The sequence below is a fragment of the Streptomyces sp. NPDC059832 genome, from assembly GCF_042731715.1.
Lineage (GTDB): Bacteria > Actinomycetota > Actinomycetes > Streptomycetales > Streptomycetaceae > Streptomyces.
Genome location: NZ_JBHWIY010000023.1, coordinates 110,040 through 135,538 on the forward strand (window position 1 = coordinate 110,040; position 25,499 = coordinate 135,538).

Below are 25,499 nucleotides of genomic sequence, written 5' to 3' on the forward strand. Positions count from 1 at the left end.
AGGAGAGGAAGGGTCGGGGGAGGTTGTTCACACCGCCCTCTAACAATTTCTCCTGCTTTTTTTTGCTGGGGTCTGGGGGGCCCCACCCCCCCCCCCCCCCGGGCCATCGGGCGTCCGGGCCGCCTCATGACGCACGCAGCTCCGCCCGCGCGTCCATCAGCGCGAACCCCAGCAGATTCAGCCCCCGCCAGCTCGCCGCGTTCTCCGCCCGCGGGTCGTCCGCCGCCAGCCCGATGCCCCAGACCCGGTCCATGGGGCTCGCCTCGACCAGCACCCGGTCCCCGGTGGTCAGCAGGAACTCCCGCAGCTCCGGATCGCCGCCGAACTTGTGCACGCTGCCGGCCACCACCAGCGCGAACCGCTCGCGTTCCCACACCGCGTCGTCGAAACCGCGGACCAGCCGGCCCACCTTCTTCGCCGCCGCCGGGCTCTTCGCCGCCACCGCAGCGGCCTCCGACTCCGCGTCGCCGAACAGGCGGGCCTTGGCGGCCATCATCCAGTGCTCGGCCGACGCGTACCTCACGCCGTCGACCGTGAAGGGCGACGGCCACCACTGACTGAGGCAGCTCGAACCGATGCGGCCGTCGGGCCGGGGACGGTGCCCCCAGAAGTGCAGATACTTTATTTTCTCGCCGCGTGCGGTCCGCGCGAGGAGATCGTCCATGTGTTCCATGACATGCGATTCTGGCATCCGCCACTGACACTACGTACGGGGAATTCCGCACCGACGCGACACATGGTCGACAGATTCCGTCGCGTAACCAAAAGGCAACAACGGAATCACTTGTTGGGGTTGATCCCCTCTGTCAGGATCGGCACTCAAATCGAGCAGAGGCTACGCCGTCCCCGCACTCCGGGGCACGCGGCGGAGGAGATCGTCATGGGCAACAGCATCCAGGTGCGGGACCGCTTCGCGGACGGCGCACAGTACATCGGCGGAAAGCTGCGGTCCGGAACATCGGGACGTCACCACGACGTGGTGAACCCGGCGACGGGCGAGACCGTCTACAGCTACGAGCTGGCGGGCACCGCCGACGTGGACGCCGCCGTGGCAGCCGCCCGCGAGGCGTTCCCCGGCTGGTCGGGCGCGACGCCCGCCGAGCGGTCCGAGGCGATGCACCGCTTCGCCGCCGTCCTCGCCGAGCAGGCCGACGACTTCGCGTACGTGGAGTCCCTCCAGTGCGGAAAGCCGATCAAGCTCTCCACCGAGTTCGACGTGCCCGGCACCGTGGACAACACCTCCTTCTTCGCCGGCGCCGCCCGTCACCTGGAGGGCAAGTCGGCCGCCGAGTACGACGGCGACCACACCTCGTACGTACGCCGTGAGGCGATCGGCGTCGTCGGCTCCATCGCGCCCTGGAACTACCCGCTCCAGATGGCCGCCTGGAAGATCCTCCCGGCCGTCGCCGCCGGCAACACCATCGTCCTCAAGCCCGCCGAGATCACCCCGCTGACCTCGCTGATGTTCGCCCAGGCGGCCACCGAGGCGGGCATCCCCGACGGTGTGATCAACATCGTCACCGGCGCGGGCAAGGACGCCGGGGAGCACCTCGTCGGCCACCCGGACGTCGTCATGACCTCCTTCACCGGCTCCACCGCCGTCGGCAAGCGGGTCGCGGAGATCGCCACCTCCACCGTCAAGCGCCTCCACCTCGAACTCGGCGGCAAGGCCCCCTTCGTGGTCTTCGACGACGCCGACCTCGAGGCCGCGGTCAACGGCGCGGTCGCCGGAGCGCTCATCAACACCGGCCAGGACTGCACAGCGGCCACCCGCGCCTACGTCCAGCGCCCGCTGTACGACGCCTTCGTGCAGGGTGTCGCCGCGCTCATGGAGACCGTCCGGCTCGGCGACCCCTTCGACCCGTCGACCGACCTCGGCCCGCTGATCAGCCACGCCCAGCGGGACCGGGTCGCCGGATTCGTCGAGCGCGCCCGCGCGTACGCCACCGTCGTCACCGGCGGCGAGGCACCCGGCGGCGAACTGGCGGCCGGCGCCTACTACCGGCCGACCCTGGTCGCCGGAGCCGCCCAGGACAGTGAGATCGTCCAGTCGGAGATCTTCGGCCCGGTCCTGGTGGTGCTGCCCTTCGACACCGATGACGAGGGCATCCGCCTCGCCAACGACACCCCGTACGGACTCGCCGCCTCCGCCTGGAGCCGCGACCTGTACCGCGCCAACCGCGCCACCCGCGAGATCAAGGCGGGCTGCGTCTGGGTCAACGACCACATCCCGATCATCAGCGAGATGCCGCACGGCGGATACAAGGCCAGTGGTTTCGGCAAGGACATGTCCTCGTACTCCTTCGAGGAGTACACGCAGGTCAAGCACGTCATGTACGACAACACCGCGGTCGCCCGGAAGGACTGGCACCGCACGATCTTCGGGGACCGATAACCCGGCCGACCCCCGGCCACCCACACCCGAAAGGGCAACGCGCATGGAGCAGTACGAGCCGGAGCGCCTCTCCGCGGCCCAACTCGCCGCGATGCGACGCAGTCTCACCAGCGGCCGGGGCGCTCTGACCCGCCGATCGCTGATCCGCGCCTCCGGCATGGGGGCGCTGGCGATCGGCGGGCTGGGCACGCTGAGCGCCTGCGGCATCCCGCCCGCCAAGCGGGAAGGGGACGCCGCCGCGGCCTCCGACGACCACTCGGCCGAGGAGAAGCAGGTCAACTTCTCCAACTGGACCGAGTACATGGACGTCACCGACGACGGCAAGCACCGGCCCACCCTGGAGGCGTTCACCGAGCGCACCGGGATCAAGGTCAAGTACACCGAGGACATCAACGACAACGTCGAGTTCTTCGGCAAGATCAAGCCGCAGCTCGCGGCCGGCCAGGACACCGGCCGCGACATCATCTGCGTCACCGACTGGCTGGCCGCCCGCGTCGTCCGCCTCGGCTGGGCGCAGAAGCTCGACCCTTCGCACCTGCCGCACGCCTACGCCAACCTCTCGGCCCAGTTCCGCTCCCCGGACTGGGACCCGGGCCGTGCCTACTCGTACCCCTGGGCGGGCATCCCCACCATCATCGCCTACAACTCCAAGGCGACCGGCGGCCGCAAGGTCGACTCCGTCAGCCAGCTGCTCGACGACCCGAAGCTCAAGGGCCGGGTCAGTTTCCTCTCGGAGATGCGCGACTCCGTCGGCATGACCCTGCTCGACATGGGCAAGGACCCCGGCAACTTCACCGACGCCGACTACGACGCCGCGATCGGCCGGCTCCAGAAGGGTGTCGACAAGAACCAGATCCGCCGTTTCACCGGCAACGACTACACCGCGGACCTCGACAAGGGCGACATCGCCGCCTGCGTCGGCTGGGCCGGCGACGTCATCCAGCTCCAGGCCGGGAATCCGGACATCAAGTACGCGATTCCGGCCGCGGGTTACGTCATATCCAGCGACAACCTGCTGGTCCCGGTGAAGGCCCGGCACAAGACCAACGCCGAGAAGCTCATCGACTACTACTACGAGCCGTCGGTCGCCGCGAAGCTCGCCGCATACATCAACTTCGTCTGCCCGGTCGACGGGGTCCGCGACGAGCTGGCGAAGATCGATCAGGCGATGGCCGACAACGTCCTGATCCTCCCGGACCGGGAGATGGCGTCCCGGTCGCACGCCTTCCGCTCCCTGACCAGCAAGGAAGAGACGGCGTACGAAGAGAAGTTCGCCAAGCTCATCGGCGCCTGACCGCCGCGCCTTCCCCGCCCCACCCGATCCCCTCGACCTCCCCTGATCTCCCCCTGATCTCCCTCTGACACCACTGGGACCGCGATCCATGACACAGCAGCAGACCGGCGGCGACGTCCGCCTCACCGGGATCAGCAAGACGTACGGCTCCTTCGCAGCCGTCAAGCCGCTCGATCTGACCGTCCCGCAGGGCTCCTTCTTCGCGCTGCTCGGCGCGTCCGGCTGCGGCAAGACCACCACCCTGCGGATGATCGCGGGCCTGGAGGAGGCCACCACCGGCACGGTCTCGCTCGGCGGCCGGGACATCACCGGGCTTCCCCCGTACAAACGGCCCGTCAACACGGTCTTCCAGAGCTACGCGCTCTTCCCGCACCTCGACATCACCGAGAACGTCGCCTTCGGTCTGCGTCGGCGCGGCATCAAATCGGTGAAGAAGCAGGTCGACGAGATGCTGGAGCTGGTCCAGCTCGGCGACTTCGCCAAGCGCAAGCCACATCAGCTCTCCGGCGGCCAGCAGCAGCGCGTCGCCGTCGCCCGCGCCCTGATCAACCACCCGCAGGTGCTCCTGCTCGACGAACCGCTCGGCGCCCTCGACCTCAAGCTGCGCCGCCAGATGCAGCTGGAGCTCAAGCGCATCCAGACCGAGGTCGGCATCACCTTCATCCATGTCACCCACGACCAGGAGGAGGCCATGACCATGGCCGACACCGTCGCGGTGATGAACGGTGGCCGGGTCGAGCAGCTCGGTGCCCCCGCCGACCTGTACGAGAATCCGAGGACGACCTTCGTCGCCAACTTCCTCGGCACGTCCAACCTCATCGAGGGCGAGATCGTCTCCGCGGGCACCGACATCGTCGTGGCGGCCGGCGGCGGCAAGCTGCGGCTGCCCACCGAGCGATGTTCGGCACCGACCGCCGACGGCGGCAAGCTGCTGCTCGGCGTACGCCCGGAGAAGATCTCGCTCGCGCACGCCGACGACGCGGACGCGATAGCCGACGGCCGCAACCGGGTCACCGGCCGGATCGTCGACTCCAGCTTCATCGGGGTGTCCACGCAGTACGTGGTGGAGAGCCCGGCGGGCAAGGCGCTCCAGGTCTACGAGCAGAACATCGAGCGCGATGGCCGGCTCGTCCCCGGTGCCGAGGTCGTCCTGCACTGGAACCCGGCGCACACGTTCGGTCTGGACGCGGCCCAGGACATCGACGCCGGTGTGGAGACGGTGGAGGACGCGGCGTGACCGTCACCGAGGCGCCGCCCACCGCGCCCACCGCCGAACCGAAGGTACGCAAGGCCTCCACCCGCAAGCGCCTCGTGCCCTACTGGCTGCTGCTCCCCGGCATCCTGTGGCTGCTCGTCTTCTTCGCGCTGCCGCTGGTCTACCAGGCGTCGACCTCCGTGCAGACCGGATCCCTGGAGAAGGGCTTCGAGGTCACCTGGCACTTCCAGACCTACTGGGACGCGCTGACCGACTACTACCCGCAGTTCATCCGGTCCCTGCTGTACGCCGGCACCGCCACCATCCTGTGCCTGCTGCTCGGCTACCCGCTCGCCTACCTCATCGCGTTCAAGGCCGGACGCTGGCGCAACGTGGTCCTGGTGCTGGTCATCGCGCCGTTCTTCACCAGCTTCCTGATCCGCACGCTCGCCTGGAAGACGATCCTCGCGGACGGCGGCGCGGTCGTCGACGTACTGAACACCCTGCACGTCCTGGACGTCACCAGCTGGCTCGGCTGGACCGAGTCCAACCGGGTGCTGGCCACGCCGATGGCGGTGGTCTGCGGTCTCACGTACAACTTCCTGCCGTTCATGATCCTGCCGCTCTACACCTCGCTGGAGCGGATCGACGGCAGGCTGCACGAGGCGGCCGGTGATCTGTACGCCACCCCCGCCACCACTTTCCGCAAGGTGACCTTCCCGCTCTCCATGCCGGGTGTCGTCTCCGGAACCCTGCTCACCTTCATCCCGGCCAGCGGTGACTACGTCAACGCGGAACTGCTGGGCTCCACCGACACGAAGATGGTCGGCAGCGTCATCCAGACCCAGTTCCTGCGCGTCCTGGACTATCCGACGGCGGCCGCGCTCTCCTTCATCCTCATGGCGGTCGTCCTGATCATGGTCACCGTCTACATCCGCCGCTCCGGGACGGAGGACCTGGTCTGATGCCCGTACTGCGCTGGATTCGCCGGAATCTGATCGTCATCGCGGGTCTGCTGACCCTCGCGTACATGATCCTGCCGAACGTCGTCGTCATGGTGTTCTCGTTCAACAAGCCGAACGGGCGCTTCAACTACTCCTGGCAGCGCTTCTCCCTGGACGCCTGGAAGGACCCCTGCGGCGTCGCCGACATGTGCGGCTCGCTCTCGCTGTCCCTCCAGATCGCCGTCTGGGCCACCGTCGGCGCGACCGTCCTCGGCACCATGATCTCCTTCGCGCTGGTCCGCTACCGCTTCCGGGCGCGCGGCGCGATCAACTCGCTGATCTTCCTGCCGATGGCGATGCCCGAGGTCGTCATGGCCGCCTCGCTGCTCACGCTCTTCCTCAACATGGGCGCACAGCTGGGCTTCTGGACGATCCTGATCGCGCACATCATGTTCTGCCTGAGCTTCGTCGTGACGGCCGTGAAGGCGCGCGTGATGTCGATGGACCCGAGGCTGGAGGAGGCGGCCCGCGATCTGTACGCCGGACCCGTGCAGACCTTCCTGCGGGTGACGCTGCCGATCGCCGCGCCCGGAATCGCGGCGGGAGCGCTGCTCGCCTTCGCGCTCTCCTTCGACGATTTCATCATCACCAATTTCAACGCGGGCTCCACCGTGACCTTCCCCATGTTCGTCTGGGGATCGGCACAGCGCGGCACGCCCGTGCAGATCAACGTCATCGGAACGGCGATGTTCATCATCGCTGTCATGGTGGTCGTCGTCGGCCAGCTGATCGCGAACCGGCGCAAGAACAACGCACGATAGAAAGCCCTGAAGGAGTTGGAAACCATGGCCCCAGCTGCCATGCGTACTGCTGCACAATCACTCTCCGACGCGAAGCCCGTCTCGTTCTGGCTGGACGACCCCGGCAGGCCCGAGGCGCTGCCCGCGCTCACCGGTGACGAGCACTGCGATCTGCTCGTCGTCGGCGGCGGCTACAGCGGACTGTGGACCGCGCTGATCGCCAAGGAACGCGACCCGGAACGGGACGTCGTACTGATCGAGGGGCACGAGGTGGGCTGGGCCGCCTCCGGCCGCAACGGCGGATTCTGCGCCGCCTCCCTCACCCACGGCCTGCCCAACGGCCTGGAGCGCTGGCCGGACGAGATCCACCGGCTGGAGGAGCTCGGAGAGCGCAACCTCGACGCCATCGAGGCCGCCGTCGCCCGTTATTCGATCGACTGCGAATTCGAGCGGACCGGCGAGATCGACGTCGCCACCGAGCCCCACCAGCTCGAAGAGCTCCGCGCATGGCACCAGGAGGCCGAGAAGCTCGGCTTCACCGGGACGGAATTCCTGGACCGGGACGCGCTGCGCACCGAAGTCGACTCACCTACATTCCTGGGCGGTCTCTGGGACCGGCGGGGCGTCGCCATGCTGCACCCCGCCAAGCTGGCCTGGGGCCTGAAGCGGGCCTGCCTCGAACTCGGGGTGCGGATGTACGAGCACACCCGCGGGCTCGAACTCGCCAGGTCCACCACGGGAATGGCGGTCCGCACCCCGTACGGAAGGGTCTTCGCCCGCCGGGTCGCACTCGGTACGAACATCTTCCCGTCGCTGGTCAAGCGGGTGCGCCCGTACACGGTGCCGGTCTACGACTACGCGCTGATGACCGAGCCGCTCACCGCGGACCAGTTGGCCTCCATCGGCTGGAAGAACCGGCAGGGCCTGGGCGACAGCGCCAATCAGTTCCATTACTTCCGGCTGTCGGCCGACAATCGGATCCTGTGGGGCGGCTATGACGCGATCTATCCGTACGGCGGCCGGCTGAGCGCCGATCTCGATCAGCGTCCGGAGACCTTCCTCAAGCTCGCGGGCCAGTTCTTCGACTGTTTCCCGCAGTTGGCCGGGGTTCGTTTCAGCCATGCCTGGGGTGGGGCGATCGATACCTGTTCGCGCTTTTCCGCGTTCTTCGGCACGGCCCATCAGGGCCGGGTCGCCTATGCCGCCGGATTCACCGGACTCGGCGTCGGCGCCACCCGTTTCGGGGCCGATGTGATGCTCGATCTGCTGGCGGGTGAACAGAACGAACGGACCACGCTGGAAATGGTCCGCAGCAAGCCGATGCCGTTCCCGCCGGAGCCCTTCGCCTGGGCCGGGATCGAGCTCACCAAGAGGTCCCTGGCCAGGGCCGACAGCAACGGCGGCCACCGCAATCTCTGGCTGCGGACGATGGACCGGCTGGGGCTCGGCTTCGACAGCTGAGTCCGGCGGGCCGGTCACCCCCCGGGGGGTGACCGGCCGGGTCCCCGTGAATTCATTGCCCGAACCCGCGTAATCGACCGGCTCCACCTCTCTCTCCCGTATGCACACACCGGCAATGCATGGCCGGTGCACACGGAAATGGAGGCCGGTCATGGCTGGCGCGGGGGTCAAAGCAGCAGTCGAGTGGCTCGTATCGGTGGCGCCGGATCCGGACGCCTGCAGGTGGGAATGGGAGCGCAATCCCCGCGGGATCGCGCTCCTTCCCGTCGGCCGACGCTGGGACGTGCTGATTCTTCCGGGGGAGCTGGGCTATCCCACCCTCGACGTACTGACCCGCCTCATCGACAGGCCCGGTCCCGTTCTCTCCGACTTCGGCAATGCCCGCATGGGCTTCTTCGTGCCGCCGGGCACCGTCGCCCGCTGGGTCGGCACCGGTGTGCGGGGAGTGGGGCCGGGGACCTGGATCGTCGTGCCGCATCCGGGCCGGGCGTCCAACGGCGGGGTGCGCTGGCTGATCCCGCCGGACGGCTCGGGAACCCTCACCGACGCGACACTTCTGGAACTCGCGATGCACGAGGCGGCGGCCGGGCAGGCCGAGAGCGGCGGGGACTGACACCGACCGGGCGGGCGGCGGGAACGGTGTACGCGGTCGACCGGGCGGGCGGCCCGGGACTGTCAGAGGTCTTGACAACCCGATTGGTCTGGACCATGTTGTGGCGGCCGCACTCAATTCCCCCATGCACGGAGGCCGTTGTGGAACGCACGGGACCCCCCGCCCGATTTACCGGAGTCGTGGCCGCCTTCGCGGCGGCCCTGCTCGCCGCCGGCGGTCTGACCGCCCTCGCTCCGTCCGCCGCCGCCGCCGACGTCGACCTGGCACGCAACGGCGGCTTCGAGTCCGGCCTGGACGGCTGGAGCTGTACCGGCGGCAGCGGAGCCGCCGTCGGCACACCGGCCCACAGCGGCACCTCGGCGCTGAAGGCGACCCCGGCCGGCGCCGACAACGCCAAGTGCTCCCAGGTGGTGACGGTCGAGCCGGACTCCACCTACACGCTGGGCGCCTGGGTGCAGGGCTCCTACGTCTACCTCGGCGCGGAGGGCACCGGCACCACCGACGTGTCCACCTGGACCCAGTCGTCCACCGACTGGAAGCAGCTCACCACCACCTTCAGGACGGGCCCGTCCACCACCCGGGTGACCGTCTACACCCACGGCTGGTTCGGCACTCCCGCCTACTACGCCGACGACCTCACCCTGGTCGGTCCGGGCGGCGCCCCGGCCGAGCTCCCGGCCGCCCCCACCGGACTCAAGGCCGGCACGGCCACCGCCTCCTCGGTCGATCTGTCCTGGACCGGTTCCGCCGGGGCCACCGGCTACAACGTCTACCGGGGCGGCACCAAGGTGCTCTCGGTCACCGGCACCTCCGCCACCGTGGCCGGCCTCACCGCGTCGACCGCGTACAGCTTCCAGGTCGCCGCCACCAACTCCGCGGGCGAGTCCGCCAGATCGGCCGCGGTCGCGGCCACCACCACGGCGGGCGGCGGCGGAGGCGGGGGAGGCGGCCTGCCCGCCCACGCGCTCGTCGGCTATCTGCACTCCAGCTTCGCCAACGGCTCCGGCTACACGCGGATGGCGGACGTGCCCGACTCCTGGGACGTCATCGACCTGGCCTTCGGCGAGCCGACCTCGGTGACCTCCGGCGACATCCGTTTCTCGCTCTGCCCGGTCACCGAATGCCCGAACGTCGAGTCGGCGGCCGAGTTCAAGGCGGCCATCAAGGCCAAGCAGGCCGCGGGCAAGAAGGTGCTCATCTCCATCGGCGGCCAGAACGGCCAGGTCCAGCTCTCCACCGCCGCCGCCCGCGACACCTTCGTCTCCTCGGTCAGCAAGATCATCGACGAGTACGGTCTGGACGGCCTCGACATCGACTTCGAGGGCCACTCGCTCTCGCTGAACACCGGGGACACCGACTTCCGCAACCCCACCACCCCGGTCGTCGTCAACCTGATCTCCGCGGTGAAGGCCCTCAAGGCCAAGTACGGCGACAAGTTCGTCCTGACGATGGCTCCCGAGACCTTCTTCGTCCAGCTCGGCTACCAGTACTACGGCTCGGGCCCCTGGGGCGGCCAGGACCCCCGGGCGGGCGCCTACCTCCCGGTCATCCACGCGCTGCGCGACGACCTGACCCTGTTGCACTTCCAGGACTACAACTCGGGCTCCATCATGGGCCTGGACAACCAGTACCACTCGATGGGCGGCGCGGACTTCCACATCGCCATGACCGACATGCTGCTCACCGGCTTCCCGGTGGCGGGCGACCAGACCAAGGTCTTCCCGGCGCTCCGCCCCGACCAGGTCGCCATCGGGCTGCCGGCCTCCACCCAGGCGGGCAACGGCCACACCTCGCCCGCCGAGGTCACCAAGGCGCTGAACTGCCTGACCAAGAAGACCGACTGCGGCTCCTACGCCACCCACGGGACATGGCCGGCGCTGCGCGGGCTGATGACGTGGTCGATCAACTGGGACCGGTTCAACAACGGGGAGTTCTCGAAGAACTTCGACGCCTACTTCGGCGGCTGAGGCCGAGCGGCAGCAGCACCGCCCCGCACAGGAACCAACTGCCCAGTACGTCCAGCGGCCAGTGATAGCCGCGCAGCACCAGACCGATGCCCGTCGCCGTGGTCAGCAGGACAGCGGCGACGGGCATCACCCATGACCACGACCGCCTCGCGTACGGCGCGACCAGCAGCGCCGCCGCGCCGTACGCCACGGCGGCCGTCGCGGCATGGCCGGACGGGAAGTAGCCGGTGGCGTCCGTCAGCGGTCCCGGACGGGCGATCAGGGCCTTCAGCGGAACGATCAGCAGGGGCACCGCGCCCATGATGAGCGCCGCGTGCAGCGGCTCACGGCGCGCACCGCGCACCAGGGCCCAGATGATCGCGCAGCCCAGTACCGGGAGCGCGACCTGCATATTGCCCAGATCGGCGAGGAATTCGGTCAGCCGGGCGGGGCCGTGTCCGACGACGGCCCGGTCGGCGCGCTCGTCGAGTGCGCGCAGCGGGCCGCCGGCCGCGACCTGCCAGGCGGTGAGCCCGAAGAGCGCCAGGAGCGACAGGGCCAGGGAAAGGAAAAGAGCCGGCCGCCCGGGAACAGGGGGGGTGGTTCCGGGGCGGCCGGTCGGACCGGTTTGCCGCACGCCCCGGGGGGTTTGGGGCGAGCGGCCATCCGATCGGTGAGGAGTTCCGGAGCCAGAGGCTCCAGCGGTGTGCGCGAAGGCACGGCCAGGACGGCGCTGGGGAAGCTCCGGCCCGGCATCGCCCGCAGTCCCCTGCGGGCGGGGTGTTTCTCTCATCTGCAGAAACCGTACGGCAGCCGATGGGGGACCGACAGCGGGAAACAGATCCCGCCATCGGCCCCCCACACGTTCTTCACAGGCCCTCACGCGGGCCCCTCGTAACCCCTGCGAGAACGCGTTCCGGAGCCGCTGCGGTTCGCACAGATCAGATCTGGCCGAAAGCCTGCTCGATGACGTCGAGCGCCTCGTTCAGCAGGTCCTCGCCGATCACCAGCGGCGGGAGGAAGCGCAGGACGTTGCCGTACGTGCCGCAGGTGAGAACCAGGACGCCCTCCGCGTGGCAGGCCTTGGCGAGCTTCGCGGCGGCCTCCGGGTTCGGGTCCTTCGTGCCGGACTTCACCAGCTCGATCGCGATCATCGCGCCGCGGCCGCGGATGTCACCGATGATGTCGCCGTTGCCGAGCTTCGACTGCATCTCGGCGAGGCGGCCCTTCATGACCTCCTCGATGCGCTTCGCCTTCCCGTTCAGGTCCAGCTCGCGCATCGTCTCGATGGCACCGAGCGCACCCGCGCAGGCGACCGGGTTGCCGCCGTAGGTGCCGCCGAGGCCGCCGGAGTGGGCGGAGTCCATGATCTCGGCGCGGCCGGTCACGGCGGAGAGCGGGAGACCGCCCGCGATGCCCTTGGCGGTGGTGATCAGGTCCGGGACGATGCCCTCGTCCTCGCAGGCGAACCACTGGCCGGTGCGGCAGAAGCCGGACTGGATCTCGTCGGCGACGAAGACGATGCCGTTGTCCTTGGCGAACTGGGCGATGGCCGGGAGGAAGCCCTTGGCCGGCTCGATGAAGCCGCCCTCGCCGAGCACCGGCTCGATGATGATCGCGGCGACGTTCTCCGCGCCGATCTGCTTGTTGATCTGGTCGATGGCCTGGGCCGACGCCTCGGCGCCGGCGTTCTCGGCACCGGTCGGCCAGCGGTAGCCGTACGCCACCGGCACCCGGTAGACCTCGGGCGCGAACGGGCCGAAGCCCTGCTTGTACGGCATGTTCTTGGCGGTCAGCGCCATCGTGAGGTTGGTGCGGCCGTGGTAGCCGTGGTCGAAGACGACGACCGCGGTGCGCTTGGTGTGGATACGGGCGATCTTCACCGCGTTCTCGACGGCCTCGGCGCCCGAGTTGAAGAGCGCGGACTTCTTGGCGTGGTCGCCCGGCGTCAGCTCGGCGAGCTGCTCACAGACCTCGACGTACCCCTCGTACGGCGTGACCATGAAACAGGTGTGGGTGAAGTCGGCGAGCTGCGCGGACGCGCGGCGCACGACGGCCTCGGCGGAGGCGCCCACCGAGGTCACGGCGATACCGGAGCCGAGGTCGATCAGACGGTTGCCGTCCACGTCCTCGATGATCCCGCCACCGGCGCGGGCGGTGAACACCGGCAGGGTGGAGCCCACACCTGCGGCCACCGTCTCCAGACGGCGGGCCTGCAGCTCCACCGACTTCGGGCCGGGAATGGCAGTGACGACGCGGCGCTCCTGCGGGATTGCGGTCATGAGGGGCTCCTGGGGGGATGTTTCGGACGCTTCTTCGTGCAGGCTATGGGCGAGGCCCGGGGTACGGCATGTTCCGTTCGGGAGTGGTGCTCGCGCGCCGTTGTCCGCCACGGACATAGCGAGGGGGTACGCGGGCCGGGCCGCGGGGACACGGGGGCCGGGGAGGGCTCCGGGGGCCGGGCGAAGACATCCCGCCCGACCGCGTCCGACGGGGTGGTACGGGGCACTAGATTGATGGCTTCGGGCGCCCGCGCCCGAAGTTACCGGTCGGCGCTGGTCAGGGGACGAGGGACAGCACATGGACACCGAGGGCACGTACGACGCACGCGGCACCCGCTCCGGTCATCCGGTGCCGCGCCCGGCCGGCCCTCCCCCTCCCGAACTGCCGCCGAGGCCCGGATACGCACCCGCCTCCGGGCCCTCCCTCGGCGACTGGCTCCGTATCCCGAGGCCCGCGGCGGAGCCGGGCGTCTGGCGGCTCGGACACGCCCCCCGGCCCGCCGAGGAGAAGGAACGCACCCCGGACCGCACGCTGGTGAGCGGCGCGGTGATCTCGCTGCTGGCCTGCGTCCTGCTCTGGTCGCTCTGGCGCAACAACTACATCCCGTACTGGCGGGTCCCGCTGAAGCTCTTCACCCCCGGCGAGTGGTGGGGGCCGTTCGGGGACCAGCCGCAGACCCGGGGCGCGGTCCGCGCGCTCGACATCTACCGGCTGCTGATCATCGGGGGGCTCGTCTACGGATTCGGCCGCCTCGGCAACTGGCCCGCCGCCTTCGAGCGGTGCGTCGCCGCCAGGGGAGCCGCGGCGCGGGCGCTCGGCGCCGCGGTCTGCGCGCTGCTGGTGTGGACCCTCGTCTGGAACGGGACCGTGCCCGGGATGGGGCTGGTCTTCGGCCTCGTGCCGGACGGCTGGCTGGGCCGCGACCGCACCCAGTCCACGCTGATCAGCTACGGGCTGTACGCCCTGCTCACCCTGGTGATCGTGTGGCCGTTCGGCAGGCTCGGGCGGTGGGCCGAGCTGTGGCGCCGCGGCCGCTCCGAGCGGCCGGCCCCCCCCGGCCGGGACGGCCGCGACCCGGCGAAGCCGCACACGCCCGACGGCGCGGACGCCGTCGTCGAGGGCGGCGAGGACGACCCCGCCGAATGGCCCGAACTGCGCGCCGCCGGAGAGCCGCAGGCCGCCGCCGCGCTCGCCAGGGAGACCCGGTCCGGGCGGATGAACGATGTCGACTACGCCCGGATCCGCCGTGCCTGGACCTCCGTACGCGCCGACCGCTCCCGCCTCCCCGCCTTCACCGAGAACGTGCGCCGTGACGGCTCCACCGCCTGCCCCCACCCCTCCGGCGCACGCGACCTCCCGGTCCGCGCCGCCCGGCACGACCTGCTCGTCCAGCAGGTCAGGCTGGGCACCGTCGAGGCGGGCGAGCGCAACCCGTACGCCCGCCGCGGCAGCGGCATCGCCCTGGACCCCGGGCTGCTGGGCACCTCCCTGCTCGCCGTCGGCCCGCCGGGCGCGGGCAAGAGCCGGGCACTGGTCCGGCCGGTCGTCGAATCCCTCGCGCTGCAGGCGCTCACCGGGCAGGCCGCCGTCGTCGCCGTGTGCGCCGCGGGCACCCAGCTCGGCGGCGACAAGGGGTTCGACGTCGTCGTCAAGATCGGCGACCCGTCGTCCGTGCACGACCTCGACCTGTACGGCGGCACCACCGACCCCGACGAGGCCGCGACCGTGCTCGCCGACGGCCTGGTCGGTGACCTCCCCGAGGTCGACGGCAGGCGCGCCGTGACCGCGCTCGCCCAGCTCCTCGGCCCCTTCCGGGTGGCCCACGGCCGGTTCCCCTCCGTGCCCGAGCTGCGCGAGCTCCTGGACGGTGTACCCACGGCCCTCGCCGCGCTGCGGGAGGCGCTCGACGACACCGGGCACCCCGGAATGCGGCGCGAGCTCGACGGCCGCGCCCGCCAGGCCGGTGCGCCCGGCGATCCGGGGCCGGCGCTCGCCGACCGGGTGGCGCTGCTGGATCGGCCCGCGTTCGCCGAGTTCTTCGACACCACCGGCAGGACCCGGCCCTTCTCGCCGCGCGCCCTGGAGCATCCGCTGAGGGTCCGCATCGATCTGCCCGAGCGCGGCCACGCCGAGGCCTCCCGGGTGCTGGCACGGCTGGTCCTCGCCCAGTTCACCGCGAGCGCCGCGGCCCGTACCGACCGTTCCCTCTTCGCCTGTCTCGTCCTCGACGACGCGACCGGCACCCTGACCCCCGACACCGTCCGCGGCGTCCAGCGCCTGCGCTCGGCGCACGCCGGGGCCGTACTCACCCTGCGTACGCTCGACGACGTGCCGGAGAGCCTGCACACGGCGCTGCTGGGCGCGGTCGGCTGCCGGATGGCGTTCTCCGGGATCACCACCTGGGACGGGAAGAAATTCGCCGAGGCCTGGGGCACCGAGTGGGTCGAGACCCGCGACGTCACCCAGCGCACCGTCTTCGCCGACCAGCCGATGACCCGGGCCATCCACGCCTTCCGCAAACTCGTCACCGGCAAGGCGGTCACCACGGACGCGGTGACCGTGCGCCAGGTCGAGCGGGAGCGCTGGTCGGCCTCCGAACTGGCCCACCGGGTGCCGGCCGGGCACGCGGTACTGTCCCTCACGACCGTACGGGGGGAGCACGCGCCGCCCCTGCTGGTGGATCTGAACGGCTGAGCGGCGCGGGGTGCGGCCCGCGGCACCGGGCATGGTCATGCCGGACCCCGCCAGCCTGGCAGAATTGGCAGGAGCCGTTCGTACGGGACGGCGAAAACCGACTCCCCGAGGTCCCGCGGTCCCCATGCCCCTCACTCTCGCCTCGCTCGTCCAGCGTTCGGCGCTCAGACTCACCGTGCGCGCGGGGGCGGACCGGCTCGACGCGCCCGTGCGCTGGGCGCACGCCAGCGAGCTGACCGACCCCGTTCCGTACATGGAGGGCGGCGAGTTCCTGCTCGTCACCGCCACCAACCTCGACGCGGAGAACCCCGAGGCGATGCGGCGGTACGTGCGGCGGCTGGCCGGAGCCGGAGTCGTCGGCCTGGGCTTCGCCGTCGGCGTCCACTACGACGAGGTGCCGCAGGCGCTGATCGACGCGGCCGAGGAAGCGGGGCTGCCGCTCCTCGAAGTGCCGCGCCGCACCCCGTTCATCGCCATCGCCAAGGCCGTGTCCTCGGTGATCGCGGAGGACCAGTACCGGGCCGTGACGGCCGGGTTCGAGGTCCAGCGGGAGCTGACCAGGGCCGCACTCGCGGGCGACGGTCCCGGCGAACTGCTCACCCGGCTCGCCGCGCACCTCGACGGCTGGGCCGCGCTGTACGACGCGGCCGGCCAGGTAGTCGCCGCGGCCCCCGAATGGGCCGCCCGCCGCGCCGCCCGGCTCACCCCCGACGTGGAACGGCTGCGGGACCGCCCGGCCCCGGCCAGCGTCGTCGTCGGCGACACCGACGACCGGGTCGAGCTCCAGTCCCTGGGCACCGGCCGCCGGGTCAGGGGAGCGCTGGCCGTCGGCACCGGCGCGGCACTCGGCACCGCCGAGCGGTACGCCGTGCACTCCGCCGTCGCCCTGCTGACCCTGACCACCGCACGCTCCCGGTCCCTCCAGGGCGCCGAACAGCGCCTCGGCGCGGCGGTGCTGCGCATGTTGCTCGCCGGCCAGCCGGACCACGCCAGGGCCGTCGCCGGGGACCTGTACGGAGGGCTGCTCGACGCCCCGTTCCGGCTGCTCATCGCGGAGGCGTCCGACCCCGCCACCCCCGCGTCGCTCGGCGAGGCGATGGAGGCGGCGGCCCTGCGGTCCGGCGAGACCCTGCTGACCGTCCCCGAGGGCGACCGGCTCGTCGTCCTCGCCGCGGACGGCGGAGCGGCGGTCGCGGCGTGCGCGGCCTACGCGGAGGCCCAGGAGGCGAGGGCGCCCGCCGAAGGGACGAAGGCGGAGGAGGGCCAGGTGGTCGTGGGCCTCTCCGCGCCGGCCGGCCCGATCGCAGTCTCCGCCGCGTACAAGCAGGCCGAGCAGGCCCTGTCGGTGGCCCGCCGCCGGGGCAGGGCGCTGGTCGAGCACGAGGAGCTGGCGGCCGGCTCGGTGCTCCCGCTGCTCGCGGACGACGCGGTACGGGCCTTCGCCGACGGAATGCTCCGCGCCCTGCACGAACACGACGCCAAGGGCCGCGGCGACCTCGTGGCCTCGCTGCGGGCCTGGCTGGCCCACCACGGCCAGTGGGACGCGGCCGCGGCGGACCTGGGAGTGCACCGCCACACCCTGCGCTACCGGATGCGCCGGGTGGAGGAGATCCTGGGCCGCTCGCTGGACGATCCCGATGTCCGGATGGAGCTGTGGCTGGCCCTGAAGGCCACGAGCGCCCCGCCGGCCCCCGAGCCGTAGCGGCCCGGCGGAGCCGTGTGTTCCGTCCGCATCCGACAAACCGGCGCGTCCCTGGTACGCACTGCTCCACCCCGGACAAACGCCAGGGCGGCCCTGCGGCCCTACGGTGGGGGCAAGACACCCCCACCGCTCCGAAGGGCCGGAACCTCCATGACTTCCACCCACGCCTTCTGGCTCGCCGGCCGCCAGGCCACCGGCGAGGACAGCTTCGACGTCACCAACCCCTGGGACGGCCGTCTCGTGGGCACCGTCAGCGTGCCGACCGACGCCCAGATCGAGGAGGCCGTCGCGGCCGCGCACGCCGTGCGCGAGGAGTTCGCCGCGACCCCGGCGCACGTCCGGGCCGCCGCACTCGACCACGTCGTACGGCGTCTGGTGGAGCGCACCGAGGAGATCGCCCAGCTGATCTCCGCCGAGAACGGCAAGCCCATCAAGTGGGCCCGCGGCGAGGTCGGCCGCGCCGTCTCCGTGTTCCGGTTCGCCTCGGAGGAGGCCCGACGCTTCAACGGCGGCGACGCCCAGCGTCTGGACACCGACGCCGGCGGCACCGGCCGTCTCGGCCTGACCCGGCGCTTCCCGCGCGGCACGGTCCTCGGCATCGCGCCGTTCAACTTCCCGCTGAACCTGAGCGCCCACAAGGTGGCCCCGGCCATCGCCGTCGGCGCCCCGATCATCCTGAAGCCCGCCCCGGCCACCCCGATCTCCTCGCTGATCCTGGGCGAGCTGCTGGCCGAGACCGACCTGCCGGCCGGTTCCTGGTCCGTGCTGACGGTCCCCAACGACCGGATGCCCGCCCTGGTCCAGGACGAGCGCCTGCCCGTGATCTCCTTCACCGGTTCCGGCCCCGTCGGCTACTCGATCCTGGAGTCGGTGCCGCGCAAGCACTGCACCCTGGAGCTCGGCGGCAACGGTGCCGCGGTCGTCCTCGGCGACTACGCCTCCGACCAGGACCTGGACTGGGCCGCGACCCGTATCGCGACCTTCTCCAACTACCAGGGCGGCCAGTCCTGCATCTCCGTGCAGCGGGTCATCGCGGACGCCTCGGTCTACGACCGGCTGCTCCCGAAGATCGTCGCGGCCGTCGAGGCCCAGGTCACCGGCGACCCGTCGGACGCCACCACCGATGTCGGCCCGCTGGTCAGCGAGGACGCCGCCAAGCGCGTCGAGTCCTGGGTCGACGAGGCCGTGCAGGCCGGCGCCCAACTGCTCACCGGCGGCAAGCGGGACGGTGCCACCTACGCGCCGACCGTGCTCGCGGAGCTCCCGGACAACGTCACCCTCTCCTGCGAGGAGGTCTTCGGACCGGTGCTGTCCGTGCAGAAGGTGGACGGCGAGGCCGAGGCCTTCGAGGCCGTCAACTCCTCCAAGTACGGCCTGCAGGCGGGCGTGTTCACCCACGACCTGCAGACGGCCTTCCGCGCCCACCGCGCCCTGGAGGTCGGCGGCGTGATCATCGGCGACGTCCCCTCCTACCGCGCGGACCAGATGCCGTACGGCGGCGCCAAGCAGTCCGGCGTCGGCCGCGAGGGTGTCCGCTACGCCATGGACGACTACACCTACGAGCGCGTGCTGGTCCTCACCGGCCTCGCCCTGTAGTCCGCGAACAGGATCGAACCGATCCACCGACGTCGCCTGTGTTCCGCCTGGACAGCACGACAGCAGGCGACAGCGAGATGGCCTGAACCCACTGTGCGGGGGTTCAGGCCATCTCCGTCCTCCCGCCCGGCCGCCACCGCGGGCGGGTCAGTGGAGTGGCTCCCGACCCGATCGGCTCCGGGGGGATGGCGGACGTGTCGGGAATCAGGTACATACGGACGAGTAGAGCCGGTTGGTACCGATGGGCGCACCCCCACGCGGACCGGCCGCGTCCCCCACCCACAACGCGGCGAGGTGAGCTCCTCATGTCCGCACCATCCGCACCGAAGAACACGCCCAGGGTCACCGAGCGTGAAGCGCGCCAAGTGGCCGAGGCCGCGCGCGAACAGGACTGGCACAAGCCGAGCTTCGCCAAGGAACTCTTCCTCGGACGCTTCCGGCTCGACCTGATCCATCCGCATCCGCTGCCGCCCGCCGACGACGTGCGGCGCGGCGAGGCGTTCCTCGCCCGGCTGCGCGAGTTCTGCGAGACGAGGATCGACGGCGCCCTGATCGAGCGCGAGGCGAGAATCCCCGACGAGGTGATCAACGGCCTCAAGGAGCTCGGCGCGCTCGGGATGAAGATCGACCCGAAGTACGGCGGCCTCGGCCTGACCCAGGTCTACTACAACAAGGCCCTCGCCCTGGTCGGCTCCGTGAGCCCGGCCATCGGCGCGCTGCTCTCCGCCCACCAGTCCATCGGCGTGCCGCAGCCGCTGAAACTCTTCGGCAGCCAGGAGCAGAAGGACACCTTCCTGCCCCGGCTGGCCCGTACCGACATCTCGGCGTTCCTCCTCACCGAACCGGACGTCGGCTCCGACCCGGCCCGGCTCGCCACCTCGGCCGTCCCGGAGGGGGCGGACTACGTCCTGGACGGGGTGAAGCTCTGGACGACCAACGGCGTCGTCGCCGATCTGCTCGTCGTGATGGCCCGCGTGCCGAGGTCGGAAGGACACAAGGGCGGCATCACGGCCTTCGTCGTCGAGGCGGACTCCCCGGGCATCACCGTCGAGAACCGCAACGCCTTCATGGGCCTGCGCGGCCTGGAGAACGGCGTCACCCGCTTCCACCGGGTCCGGGTCCCGGCCGCGAACCGCATCGGCCCCGAGGGCGCCGGGCTCAAGATCGCCCTCACCACGCTCAACACGGGACGGCTCTCGCTGCCCGCCATGTGCGTCGGCGCCGGGAAGTGGTGCCTGAAGATCGCCCGCGAGTGGTCCACGGCCCGTGAGCAATGGGGCAGGCCGGTCGCCCGGCACGAGGCCGTCGGCGCCAAGATCTCCTTCATCGCCGCGACCACCTTCGCCCTCGAAGCAGTGGTCGACCTCTCCTCGCAGATGGCGGACGAGAACCGCAACGACATCCGCATCGAAGCGGCCCTCGCCAAGCTGTACGGCTCCGAGATGGGCTGTCTGATGGCCGACGAACTCGTCCAGATCCGGGGCGGACGCGGCTTCGAGACCGCCGAGTCCCTCGCCGCCCGCGGCGAGCGGGCCGTCGCAGCCGAACAGCTCCTGCGCGATCTGCGGATCAACCGGATCTTCGAGGGCTCGACCGAGATCATGCACCTGATGATCGCCCGGGAGGCCGTGGACGCCCATCTGAAGGTCGCCGGGGACATCATCGACCCCGACAAACCCCTCTCCGCCAAGGCGAAGGCGGGCGCGAACGCGGCCGGCTTCTATGCCCGCTGGCTCCCCAGGCTCGTCGCGGGCCCAGGGCAACTCCCGCGTACGTACGGGGAGTTCAACCCTCCCGGCCATCCCGACCTGTCCGCCCATCTGCGCTACGTCGAACGCGCCTCGCGCAAGCTCGCCCGCTCCACCTTCTACGCCATGTCGCGCTGGCAGGGCCGGATGGAGACCAAACAGGGCTTCCTCGGACGGATCGTCGACATCGGCGCGGAACTCTTCGCGATGAGCGCCGCCTGCGTACGCGCCGAACTGCTGCGCTCCTCGGGCGACCACGGAAGCGAGGCCTACCGGCTCGCCGACGTGTTCTGCCACCAGTCCCGCGTCCGGGTCGAGGAACTCTTCACCCGCCTGTGGTCCAACACCGACGACCTGGACCGGCGCCTGGTCGACGGCCTCCTGTCCGGCGCGTACACCTGGCTGGAGGAGGGCGTCATCGACCCGAGCGGCGAAGGACCGTGGATCGCCGACGCCACCCCGGGGCCGTCCGCCCGGGAGAACGTCCACCGGACCATCGGCTGAACCACCGGCCGGGGGGGGGGGGGGGGGGGAGGGGGGGGGGGGGGGGGGGGCCCCCCCCCCCCCCCCCCCCCCCCACCCCCGGCCGCGCCCGGTGCGGCAGGATGACGACCCGTGACCGTCACCCACCTCCCCGGCTCCAAGTCCGTCACCGCGCGTGCCCTGTTCCTGGCCGCCGCCGCGAACGGCACCAGCACCCTCGTACGCCCCCTTCGCTCCGACGACACCGAGGGCTTCGCCGAAGGCCTCACGCGCCTCGGCTACCGGGTCGAGCGGGAGGCGGACCGCTGGCACATCGGGGGCCGTCCCACGGGCCCCGCCGTCACCGACGCCGATGTCTACTGCCGCGACGGCGCCACCACGGCCCGCTTCCTGCCGACCCTCGCCGCGGCCGCCACCCGCGGCACGTACCGCTTCGACGCCTCCGCCCAGATGCGCCGCCGCCCCCTCGCCCCGCTCACCGAGGCCCTGCGCACGCTCGGCGTCGACCTGCGCCACGACGGGGCCGAGGGCCATCACCCGCTGCGGATCGCCGCGTCCGGAATCGAGGGCGGCGAACTCACCCTGGACGCGGGGGAGTCATCCCAGTACCTCACCGCGCTGCTGATGCTCGGACCGCTGACCGCGAAGGGGCTGCGGATCACCGTCACCGACCTGGTCTCCGCCCCGTACATCGCGATCACCCTCGCGATGATGCGCGACTTCGGCGTCGAGGTGACCCGCGACGGCAACGTCTTCACCGTGCCGCCCGGCGGCTACCGGGCCACCACGTACGCCGTCGAGCCCGACGCCTCCACCGCGAGCTACTTCTTCGCCGCGGCGGCCCTCACCGGCCGTCGGATCACCGTCCCCGGCCTCGGCACCGACGCGCTCCAGGGCGACCTGCGCTTCGTCGACGTACTGCGCCGCATGGGCGCCGAGGTGCACACCACCGCCGATTCCACCACCGTCCGCTCCGGCGGAACCCTCTCGGGCCTCACGGTCAACATGCGCGACATCTCCGACACCATGCCGACGCTGGCCGCCATCGCACCCTTCGCGTCGGGGCCGGTACGCATCGAGGACGTGGGCAACACCCGGGTCAAGGAGTGCGACCGGATGGAGGCCTGCGCCCAGAACCTCCGGCGGATGGGCATCACGGTCGCGACGGGCCGGGACTGGATCGAGATCCGGCCCGGAACTCCCCGCCCCGCCGAGATCACCACCCACGGCGACCACCGCATCGTCATGTCGTTCGCCGTCGCCGGACTGCGGGTGCCGGGCATCACCTTCGACGACCCCGGTTGCGTACGGAAGACGTTCCCCGGATTCCACGAGGCCTTCGCCGAATTCGCGGAACCCGCCTGCCGATAGGGCTCCCGGCCACCCCGTGTGCGGGACGCACTGTCCACGCCCACAGGAGATGCGGCAACAATGGGGGGCATGAGCGACAGCCCTGCCCCCCTCGCCGACCCGCACCTCGTCTTCGACGCAGCGGAAGGCCGCCGGGATCTCGTCATCCTCGGCTCCACCGGATCCATCGGCACCCAGGCCATCGACCTGGTGCTGCGCAACCCCGACCGCTTCCGTGTCACCGCGCTCTCCGCCGCGGGCGGGCGGGTCGCCCTCCTTGCCGAGCAGGCCCGGCAGCTGCGGGTGCGTACCGTGGCCGTCGCCGCACCGGACGCCGTACCGGCCCTCCGTGAGGCGCTGCGCGAGCAGTACGGGACGGGCGAGCCGCTCCCCGAGATCCTGGCAGGGCCCGACGCCGCCGCACAGCTCGCGGCGAGCGACTGCCACACCGTGCTCAACGGAATCACCGGATCGATCGGACTCGCCCCGACGCTCGCCGCGCTGGAGGCGGGCCGCACGCTCGCCCTGGCCAACAAGGAGTCGCTGATCGTCGGCGGCCCGCTGGTCAAGGCGCTGGCGAAGCCCGGCCAGATCATCCCGGTCGACTCCGAACACGCCGCGCTCTTCCAGGCGCTGGGCGCCGGCACCCGCGCCGACGTGCGCAAGCTCGTCGTCACCGCCTCCGGCGGCCCCTTCCGGGGACGGACGAGGAGCGAGCTGGCGGACGTCACGCGCGAGCAGGCCCTCGCCCACCCGACCTGGGCCATGGGACCGGTCATCACGATCAACTCCGCCACCCTGGTCAACAAGGGACTGGAGGTCATCGAGGCCCATCTCCTCTACGACATCCCGTTCGACCGGATCGAGGTCGTGGTCCACCCCCAGTCGTACGTCCACTCGATGGTGGAGTACACCGACGGCTCCACCCTCGCCCAGGCCACGCCCCCGGACATGAGGGGCCCGATCGCCATCGGCCTCGGCTGGCCCGCCCGTGTCCCGGACGCCGCCCCCGCCTTCGACTGGTCGAAGGCGTCCAGCTGGGAGTTCTTCCCCCTCGACGACGAGGCCTTCCCGTCCGTGGGACTGGCCAGGCACGTCGGCACGCTCGGCGCCACCGCACCGGCCGTCTTCAACGCCGCCAACGAGGAGTGCGTCGACGCATTCCTCGCCGGACGGCTGCCGTTCAACGGCATCATGGATACGGTCACCGCGGTGGTGGCCGAACACGGCACCCCCGCCACGGGAACTTCGCTCACGGTCGCAGACGTCCTGGAAGCGGAGACCTGGGCACGCGCTCGGGCCCGTGAACTCTCGGCGAAAGCGACAGCGGAGGCGCGCGCATGAGTATTACGACGGTCCTGTTGACGATTCTGGGCATCGTCGTCTTCGCCATCGGTCTGCTGTTCTCGATCGCCTGGCACGAGCTCGGGCACCTGTCGACCGCCAAGCTCTTCGGCATCCGCGTCCCCCAGTACATGGTCGGATTCGGACCGACGGTCTGGTCGCGGAAGAAGGGCGACACCGAGTACGGGATCAAGGCCATCCCGGCCGGCGGCTACATCCGCATGATCGGCATGTTCCCGCCGGGAGAGGACGGACGCCTGGAGGCGCGGTCCACCTCGCCGTGGCGCGGCATGATCGAGGACGCCAGGTCCGCCGCCTTCGAAGAACTCGAACCGGGTGACGAGAAGCGCCTCTTCTACACGCGCAAGCCGTGGAAGCGCGTCATCGTGATGTTCGCCGGACCGTTCATGAACCTGGTCCTCGCCGTCGCGATCTTCATCGGTGTGGCGATGACCTTCGGCTTCCAGACCCAGACCACCGAGGTGGCGGGCGTCCAGAAGTGCGTGATCGACCAGAGCGCCAACCGCGACACCTGCAAGAAGTCCGACCCGGTCTCGCCCGCGATGGAGGCGGGGCTCAAGAAGGGCGACCGGATCGTCGCCTTCGACGGGCAGAAGGTCGACGACTGGGCCACGCTCTCCGACAAGATCCGCGACACCACCGGCCCCGCCACCATCACGGTCCGGCGCGACGGCCAGGAGAAGACCCTCCACGCCGTGCTCCAGAAGAACTCGGTGGCGAAGAAGGACTCCAAGGGCGAGGTGATCCCCGGCAAGTTCGTGACGGCCGGCTACCTCGGCTTCGCCGCCCAGACCGAGATCGTCCCGCTCTCCTTCGGCGACTCGGTCGTCCGCATGGGAGACATGGTCGAGAACGGCGTCGACTCGATCATCGCCCTCCCGTCCAAGATCCCGGGCCTGTGGGACGCCGCCTTCGGCGACGGCGAGCGGGCTGCGGACTCCCCGGTCGGCGTGGTCGGCGCGGCCAGGATCGGCGGCGAGGTGATGACGCTCGACGTCCCGGCGACGAACCAGATCGCGATGATGCTGTTCCTGCTGGCGGGCTTCAACCTCTCGCTGTTCCTCTTCAACATGCTGCCCCTGCTGCCGCTCGACGGCGGGCACATCGCCGGCGCGCTCTGGGAGGCCCTGCGCCGCAATGTGGCACGGGTCTTCAAGCGCCCCGACCCGGGCCCCTTCGACGTGGCCAAGCTGATGCCGGTCGCCTATGTCGTCGCCGGTGTCTTCATCTGCTTCACGCTGCTGGTGCTGGTCGCCGACATCGTGAATCCGGTCAAGATCTCCTGACCCACCGACCACCTCGTGCACCACGAGTGACGGCCCGGCACACAGTGTGTGTCCGGGCCGTCGCCTTTGTGCGGCACTCCCGGACGCGGTGTGCTCCGGGCCGCCGCCGGTGCCGTAACCTCGAAGGCCGGAGCCCGCCGATCTCGGGACCTTGATCCACACCTTGGGGATGCTCAGCGCATGACTGCGATTTCTCTCGGAATTCCGTCCGTTCCGACCAAGCTCGCCGACCGGAGGGTCAGCCGCAAGATCCAGGTCGGGTCGGTTGCGGTGGGCGGGGACGCGCCGGTGTCGGTGCAGTCGATGACCACGACGCGTACGTCGGACGTGGGTGCGACGTTGCA

Annotated in this window: 19 protein-coding genes; 16 read left to right on the forward strand and 3 right to left on the reverse strand. The window is 70.8% G+C overall.

Features of this window, described 5'->3' with window-relative positions:
• Positions 1–124 precede the first annotated feature (124 nt).
• Positions 125–664 carry an NADAR family protein gene (locus ACFV8T_RS31670; RefSeq protein ID WP_385334335.1) on the reverse strand — a complete coding sequence of 180 codons (540 nt, stop codon included), beginning with the start codon at positions 662–664 and terminating at the stop codon, positions 125–127.
• Positions 665–880: 216 nt separating this feature from the next.
• Between ACFV8T_RS31670 and ACFV8T_RS31675 the strand changes: the two genes are divergently transcribed.
• The 8 genes from ACFV8T_RS31675 (at position 881) to ACFV8T_RS31710 (ending at position 10,669) form a co-directional block, all read left to right on the forward strand.
• Positions 881–2,395: a gamma-aminobutyraldehyde dehydrogenase gene (locus ACFV8T_RS31675; RefSeq protein ID WP_385334295.1), complete on the forward strand. Its 1,515-nt coding sequence runs from the start codon at positions 881–883 to the stop codon at positions 2,393–2,395.
• A 43-nt stretch (positions 2,396–2,438) separates the two neighbouring features.
• Positions 2,439–3,689, forward strand: coding sequence for a PotD/PotF family extracellular solute-binding protein (locus ACFV8T_RS31680; RefSeq protein ID WP_385334297.1), 1,251 nt, complete (start codon positions 2,439–2,441; stop codon positions 3,687–3,689).
• A gap of 88 nt (positions 3,690–3,777) precedes the next feature.
• On the forward strand, positions 3,778–4,926 hold the full coding sequence (locus tag ACFV8T_RS31685; RefSeq protein WP_385334299.1) for an ABC transporter ATP-binding protein: 1,149 nt from the start codon (positions 3,778–3,780) through the stop codon (positions 4,924–4,926).
• A complete protein-coding gene (locus tag ACFV8T_RS31690) occupies positions 4,923–5,849 on the forward strand; it encodes an ABC transporter permease (protein ID WP_385334300.1) in 927 nt (308 codons plus the stop codon). Before ACFV8T_RS31685 ends, ACFV8T_RS31690 begins: the two co-directional genes overlap by 4 nt.
• On the forward strand, positions 5,849–6,649 hold the full coding sequence (locus ACFV8T_RS31695) for an ABC transporter permease (RefSeq protein WP_385334302.1): 801 nt from the start codon (positions 5,849–5,851) through the stop codon (positions 6,647–6,649). Before ACFV8T_RS31690 ends, ACFV8T_RS31695 begins: the two co-directional genes overlap by 1 nt.
• Positions 6,650–6,673: 24 nt before the next feature.
• Positions 6,674–8,089, forward strand: a complete 1,416-nt coding sequence (locus ACFV8T_RS31700; RefSeq protein WP_385334304.1) for an NAD(P)/FAD-dependent oxidoreductase — start codon at positions 6,674–6,676, stop codon at positions 8,087–8,089.
• A gap of 151 nt (positions 8,090–8,240) precedes the next feature.
• Positions 8,241–8,702 carry a hypothetical protein gene (locus ACFV8T_RS31705; RefSeq protein WP_385334306.1) on the forward strand — a complete coding sequence of 154 codons (462 nt, stop codon included), beginning with the start codon at positions 8,241–8,243 and terminating at the stop codon, positions 8,700–8,702.
• A gap of 140 nt (positions 8,703–8,842) precedes the next feature.
• Positions 8,843–10,669, forward strand: a complete 1,827-nt coding sequence (locus tag ACFV8T_RS31710; protein ID WP_385334308.1) for a chitinase — start codon at positions 8,843–8,845, stop codon at positions 10,667–10,669.
• Here ACFV8T_RS31710 and ACFV8T_RS31715 read toward each other — a convergent pair.
• Positions 10,620–11,441, reverse strand: a complete 822-nt coding sequence (locus ACFV8T_RS31715) for a phosphatase PAP2 family protein (RefSeq protein ID WP_385334310.1) — start codon at positions 11,439–11,441, stop codon at positions 10,620–10,622. The two genes, ACFV8T_RS31710 and ACFV8T_RS31715, sit on opposite strands and share 50 nt — an antisense overlap.
• A gap of 148 nt (positions 11,442–11,589) precedes the next feature.
• Positions 11,590–12,930: a 4-aminobutyrate--2-oxoglutarate transaminase gene (gabT, locus tag ACFV8T_RS31720; RefSeq protein WP_266427411.1), complete on the reverse strand. Its 1,341-nt coding sequence runs from the start codon at positions 12,928–12,930 to the stop codon at positions 11,590–11,592.
• A 298-nt stretch (positions 12,931–13,228) separates the two neighbouring features.
• On the opposite strand from gabT, the gene ACFV8T_RS31725 reads away from it, so the two are divergent.
• The 8 genes from ACFV8T_RS31725 to ACFV8T_RS31760 form a co-directional block, all read left to right on the forward strand.
• Complete coding sequence (locus ACFV8T_RS31725) at positions 13,229–15,625, forward strand: ATP/GTP-binding protein (protein WP_385334312.1); 2,397 nt, start codon at positions 13,229–13,231, stop codon at positions 15,623–15,625.
• Positions 15,626–15,749: 124 nt separating this feature from the next.
• On the forward strand, positions 15,750–17,327 hold the full coding sequence (locus ACFV8T_RS31730) for a PucR family transcriptional regulator (protein WP_385334314.1): 1,578 nt from the start codon (positions 15,750–15,752) through the stop codon (positions 17,325–17,327).
• Positions 17,328–17,477: 150 nt separating this feature from the next.
• Positions 17,478–18,923: an aldehyde dehydrogenase family protein gene (locus ACFV8T_RS31735; protein WP_266427419.1), complete on the forward strand. Its 1,446-nt coding sequence runs from the start codon at positions 17,478–17,480 to the stop codon at positions 18,921–18,923.
• A 305-nt stretch (positions 18,924–19,228) separates the two neighbouring features.
• Complete coding sequence (locus ACFV8T_RS31740; RefSeq protein ID WP_385334316.1) at positions 19,229–21,175, forward strand: acyl-CoA dehydrogenase family protein; 1,947 nt, start codon at positions 19,229–19,231, stop codon at positions 21,173–21,175.
• Between the two features lie 111 nt (positions 21,176–21,286).
• Positions 21,287–22,525, forward strand: a complete 1,239-nt coding sequence (gene aroA, locus ACFV8T_RS31745) for a 3-phosphoshikimate 1-carboxyvinyltransferase (protein WP_385334318.1) — start codon at positions 21,287–21,289, stop codon at positions 22,523–22,525.
• Positions 22,526–22,594: 69 nt separating this feature from the next.
• Positions 22,595–23,848 (forward strand): 1-deoxy-D-xylulose-5-phosphate reductoisomerase, encoded by a 1,254-nt coding sequence (dxr, locus tag ACFV8T_RS31750; protein WP_385334320.1) that lies wholly within the window; start codon positions 22,595–22,597, stop codon positions 23,846–23,848.
• Positions 23,845–25,155 carry an RIP metalloprotease gene (locus ACFV8T_RS31755; protein WP_266427426.1) on the forward strand — a complete coding sequence of 437 codons (1,311 nt, stop codon included), beginning with the start codon at positions 23,845–23,847 and terminating at the stop codon, positions 25,153–25,155. Before dxr ends, ACFV8T_RS31755 begins: the two co-directional genes overlap by 4 nt.
• Before the next feature lie 180 nt (positions 25,156–25,335).
• Positions 25,336–25,499, forward strand: a 164-nt coding sequence (locus ACFV8T_RS31760; RefSeq protein WP_362209164.1) for a flavodoxin-dependent (E)-4-hydroxy-3-methylbut-2-enyl-diphosphate synthase, incomplete at its 3' end; no start/stop codon positions are given.

Excerpts from the sequence above, each read along its gene's own strand:
- ACFV8T_RS31670 (WP_385334335.1), bottom strand. The coding sequence starts at position 664 with ATGGACGATCTCCTCGCGCGGACCGCACGCGGCGAGAAAATAAAGTAT.
- gabT (WP_266427411.1), bottom strand. The coding sequence starts at position 12,930 with ATGACCGCAATCCCGCAGGAGCGCCGCGTCGTCACTGCCATTCCCGGC.
- ACFV8T_RS31730 (WP_385334314.1), top strand. The coding sequence starts at position 15,750 with ATGCCCCTCACTCTCGCCTCGCTCGTCCAGCGTTCGGCGCTCAGACTC.
- ACFV8T_RS31680 (WP_385334297.1), top strand. The coding sequence starts at position 2,439 with ATGGAGCAGTACGAGCCGGAGCGCCTCTCCGCGGCCCAACTCGCCGCG.
- ACFV8T_RS31675 (WP_385334295.1), top strand. The coding sequence starts at position 881 with ATGGGCAACAGCATCCAGGTGCGGGACCGCTTCGCGGACGGCGCACAG.
- ACFV8T_RS31695 (WP_385334302.1), top strand. The coding sequence starts at position 5,849 with ATGCCCGTACTGCGCTGGATTCGCCGGAATCTGATCGTCATCGCGGGT.
- ACFV8T_RS31685 (WP_385334299.1), top strand. The coding sequence starts at position 3,778 with ATGACACAGCAGCAGACCGGCGGCGACGTCCGCCTCACCGGGATCAGC.
- ACFV8T_RS31715 (WP_385334310.1), bottom strand. The coding sequence starts at position 11,441 with ATGAGAGAAACACCCCGCCCGCAGGGGACTGCGGGCGATGCCGGGCCG.
- ACFV8T_RS31740 (WP_385334316.1), top strand. The coding sequence starts at position 19,229 with ATGTCCGCACCATCCGCACCGAAGAACACGCCCAGGGTCACCGAGCGT.
- ACFV8T_RS31725 (WP_385334312.1), top strand. The coding sequence starts at position 13,229 with ATGGACACCGAGGGCACGTACGACGCACGCGGCACCCGCTCCGGTCAT.
- dxr (WP_385334320.1), top strand. The coding sequence starts at position 22,595 with ATGAGCGACAGCCCTGCCCCCCTCGCCGACCCGCACCTCGTCTTCGAC.
- ACFV8T_RS31755 (WP_266427426.1), top strand. The coding sequence starts at position 23,845 with ATGAGTATTACGACGGTCCTGTTGACGATTCTGGGCATCGTCGTCTTC.
- ACFV8T_RS31735 (WP_266427419.1), top strand. The coding sequence starts at position 17,478 with ATGACTTCCACCCACGCCTTCTGGCTCGCCGGCCGCCAGGCCACCGGC.
- ACFV8T_RS31700 (WP_385334304.1), top strand. The coding sequence starts at position 6,674 with ATGGCCCCAGCTGCCATGCGTACTGCTGCACAATCACTCTCCGACGCG.
- ACFV8T_RS31705 (WP_385334306.1), top strand. The coding sequence starts at position 8,241 with ATGGCTGGCGCGGGGGTCAAAGCAGCAGTCGAGTGGCTCGTATCGGTG.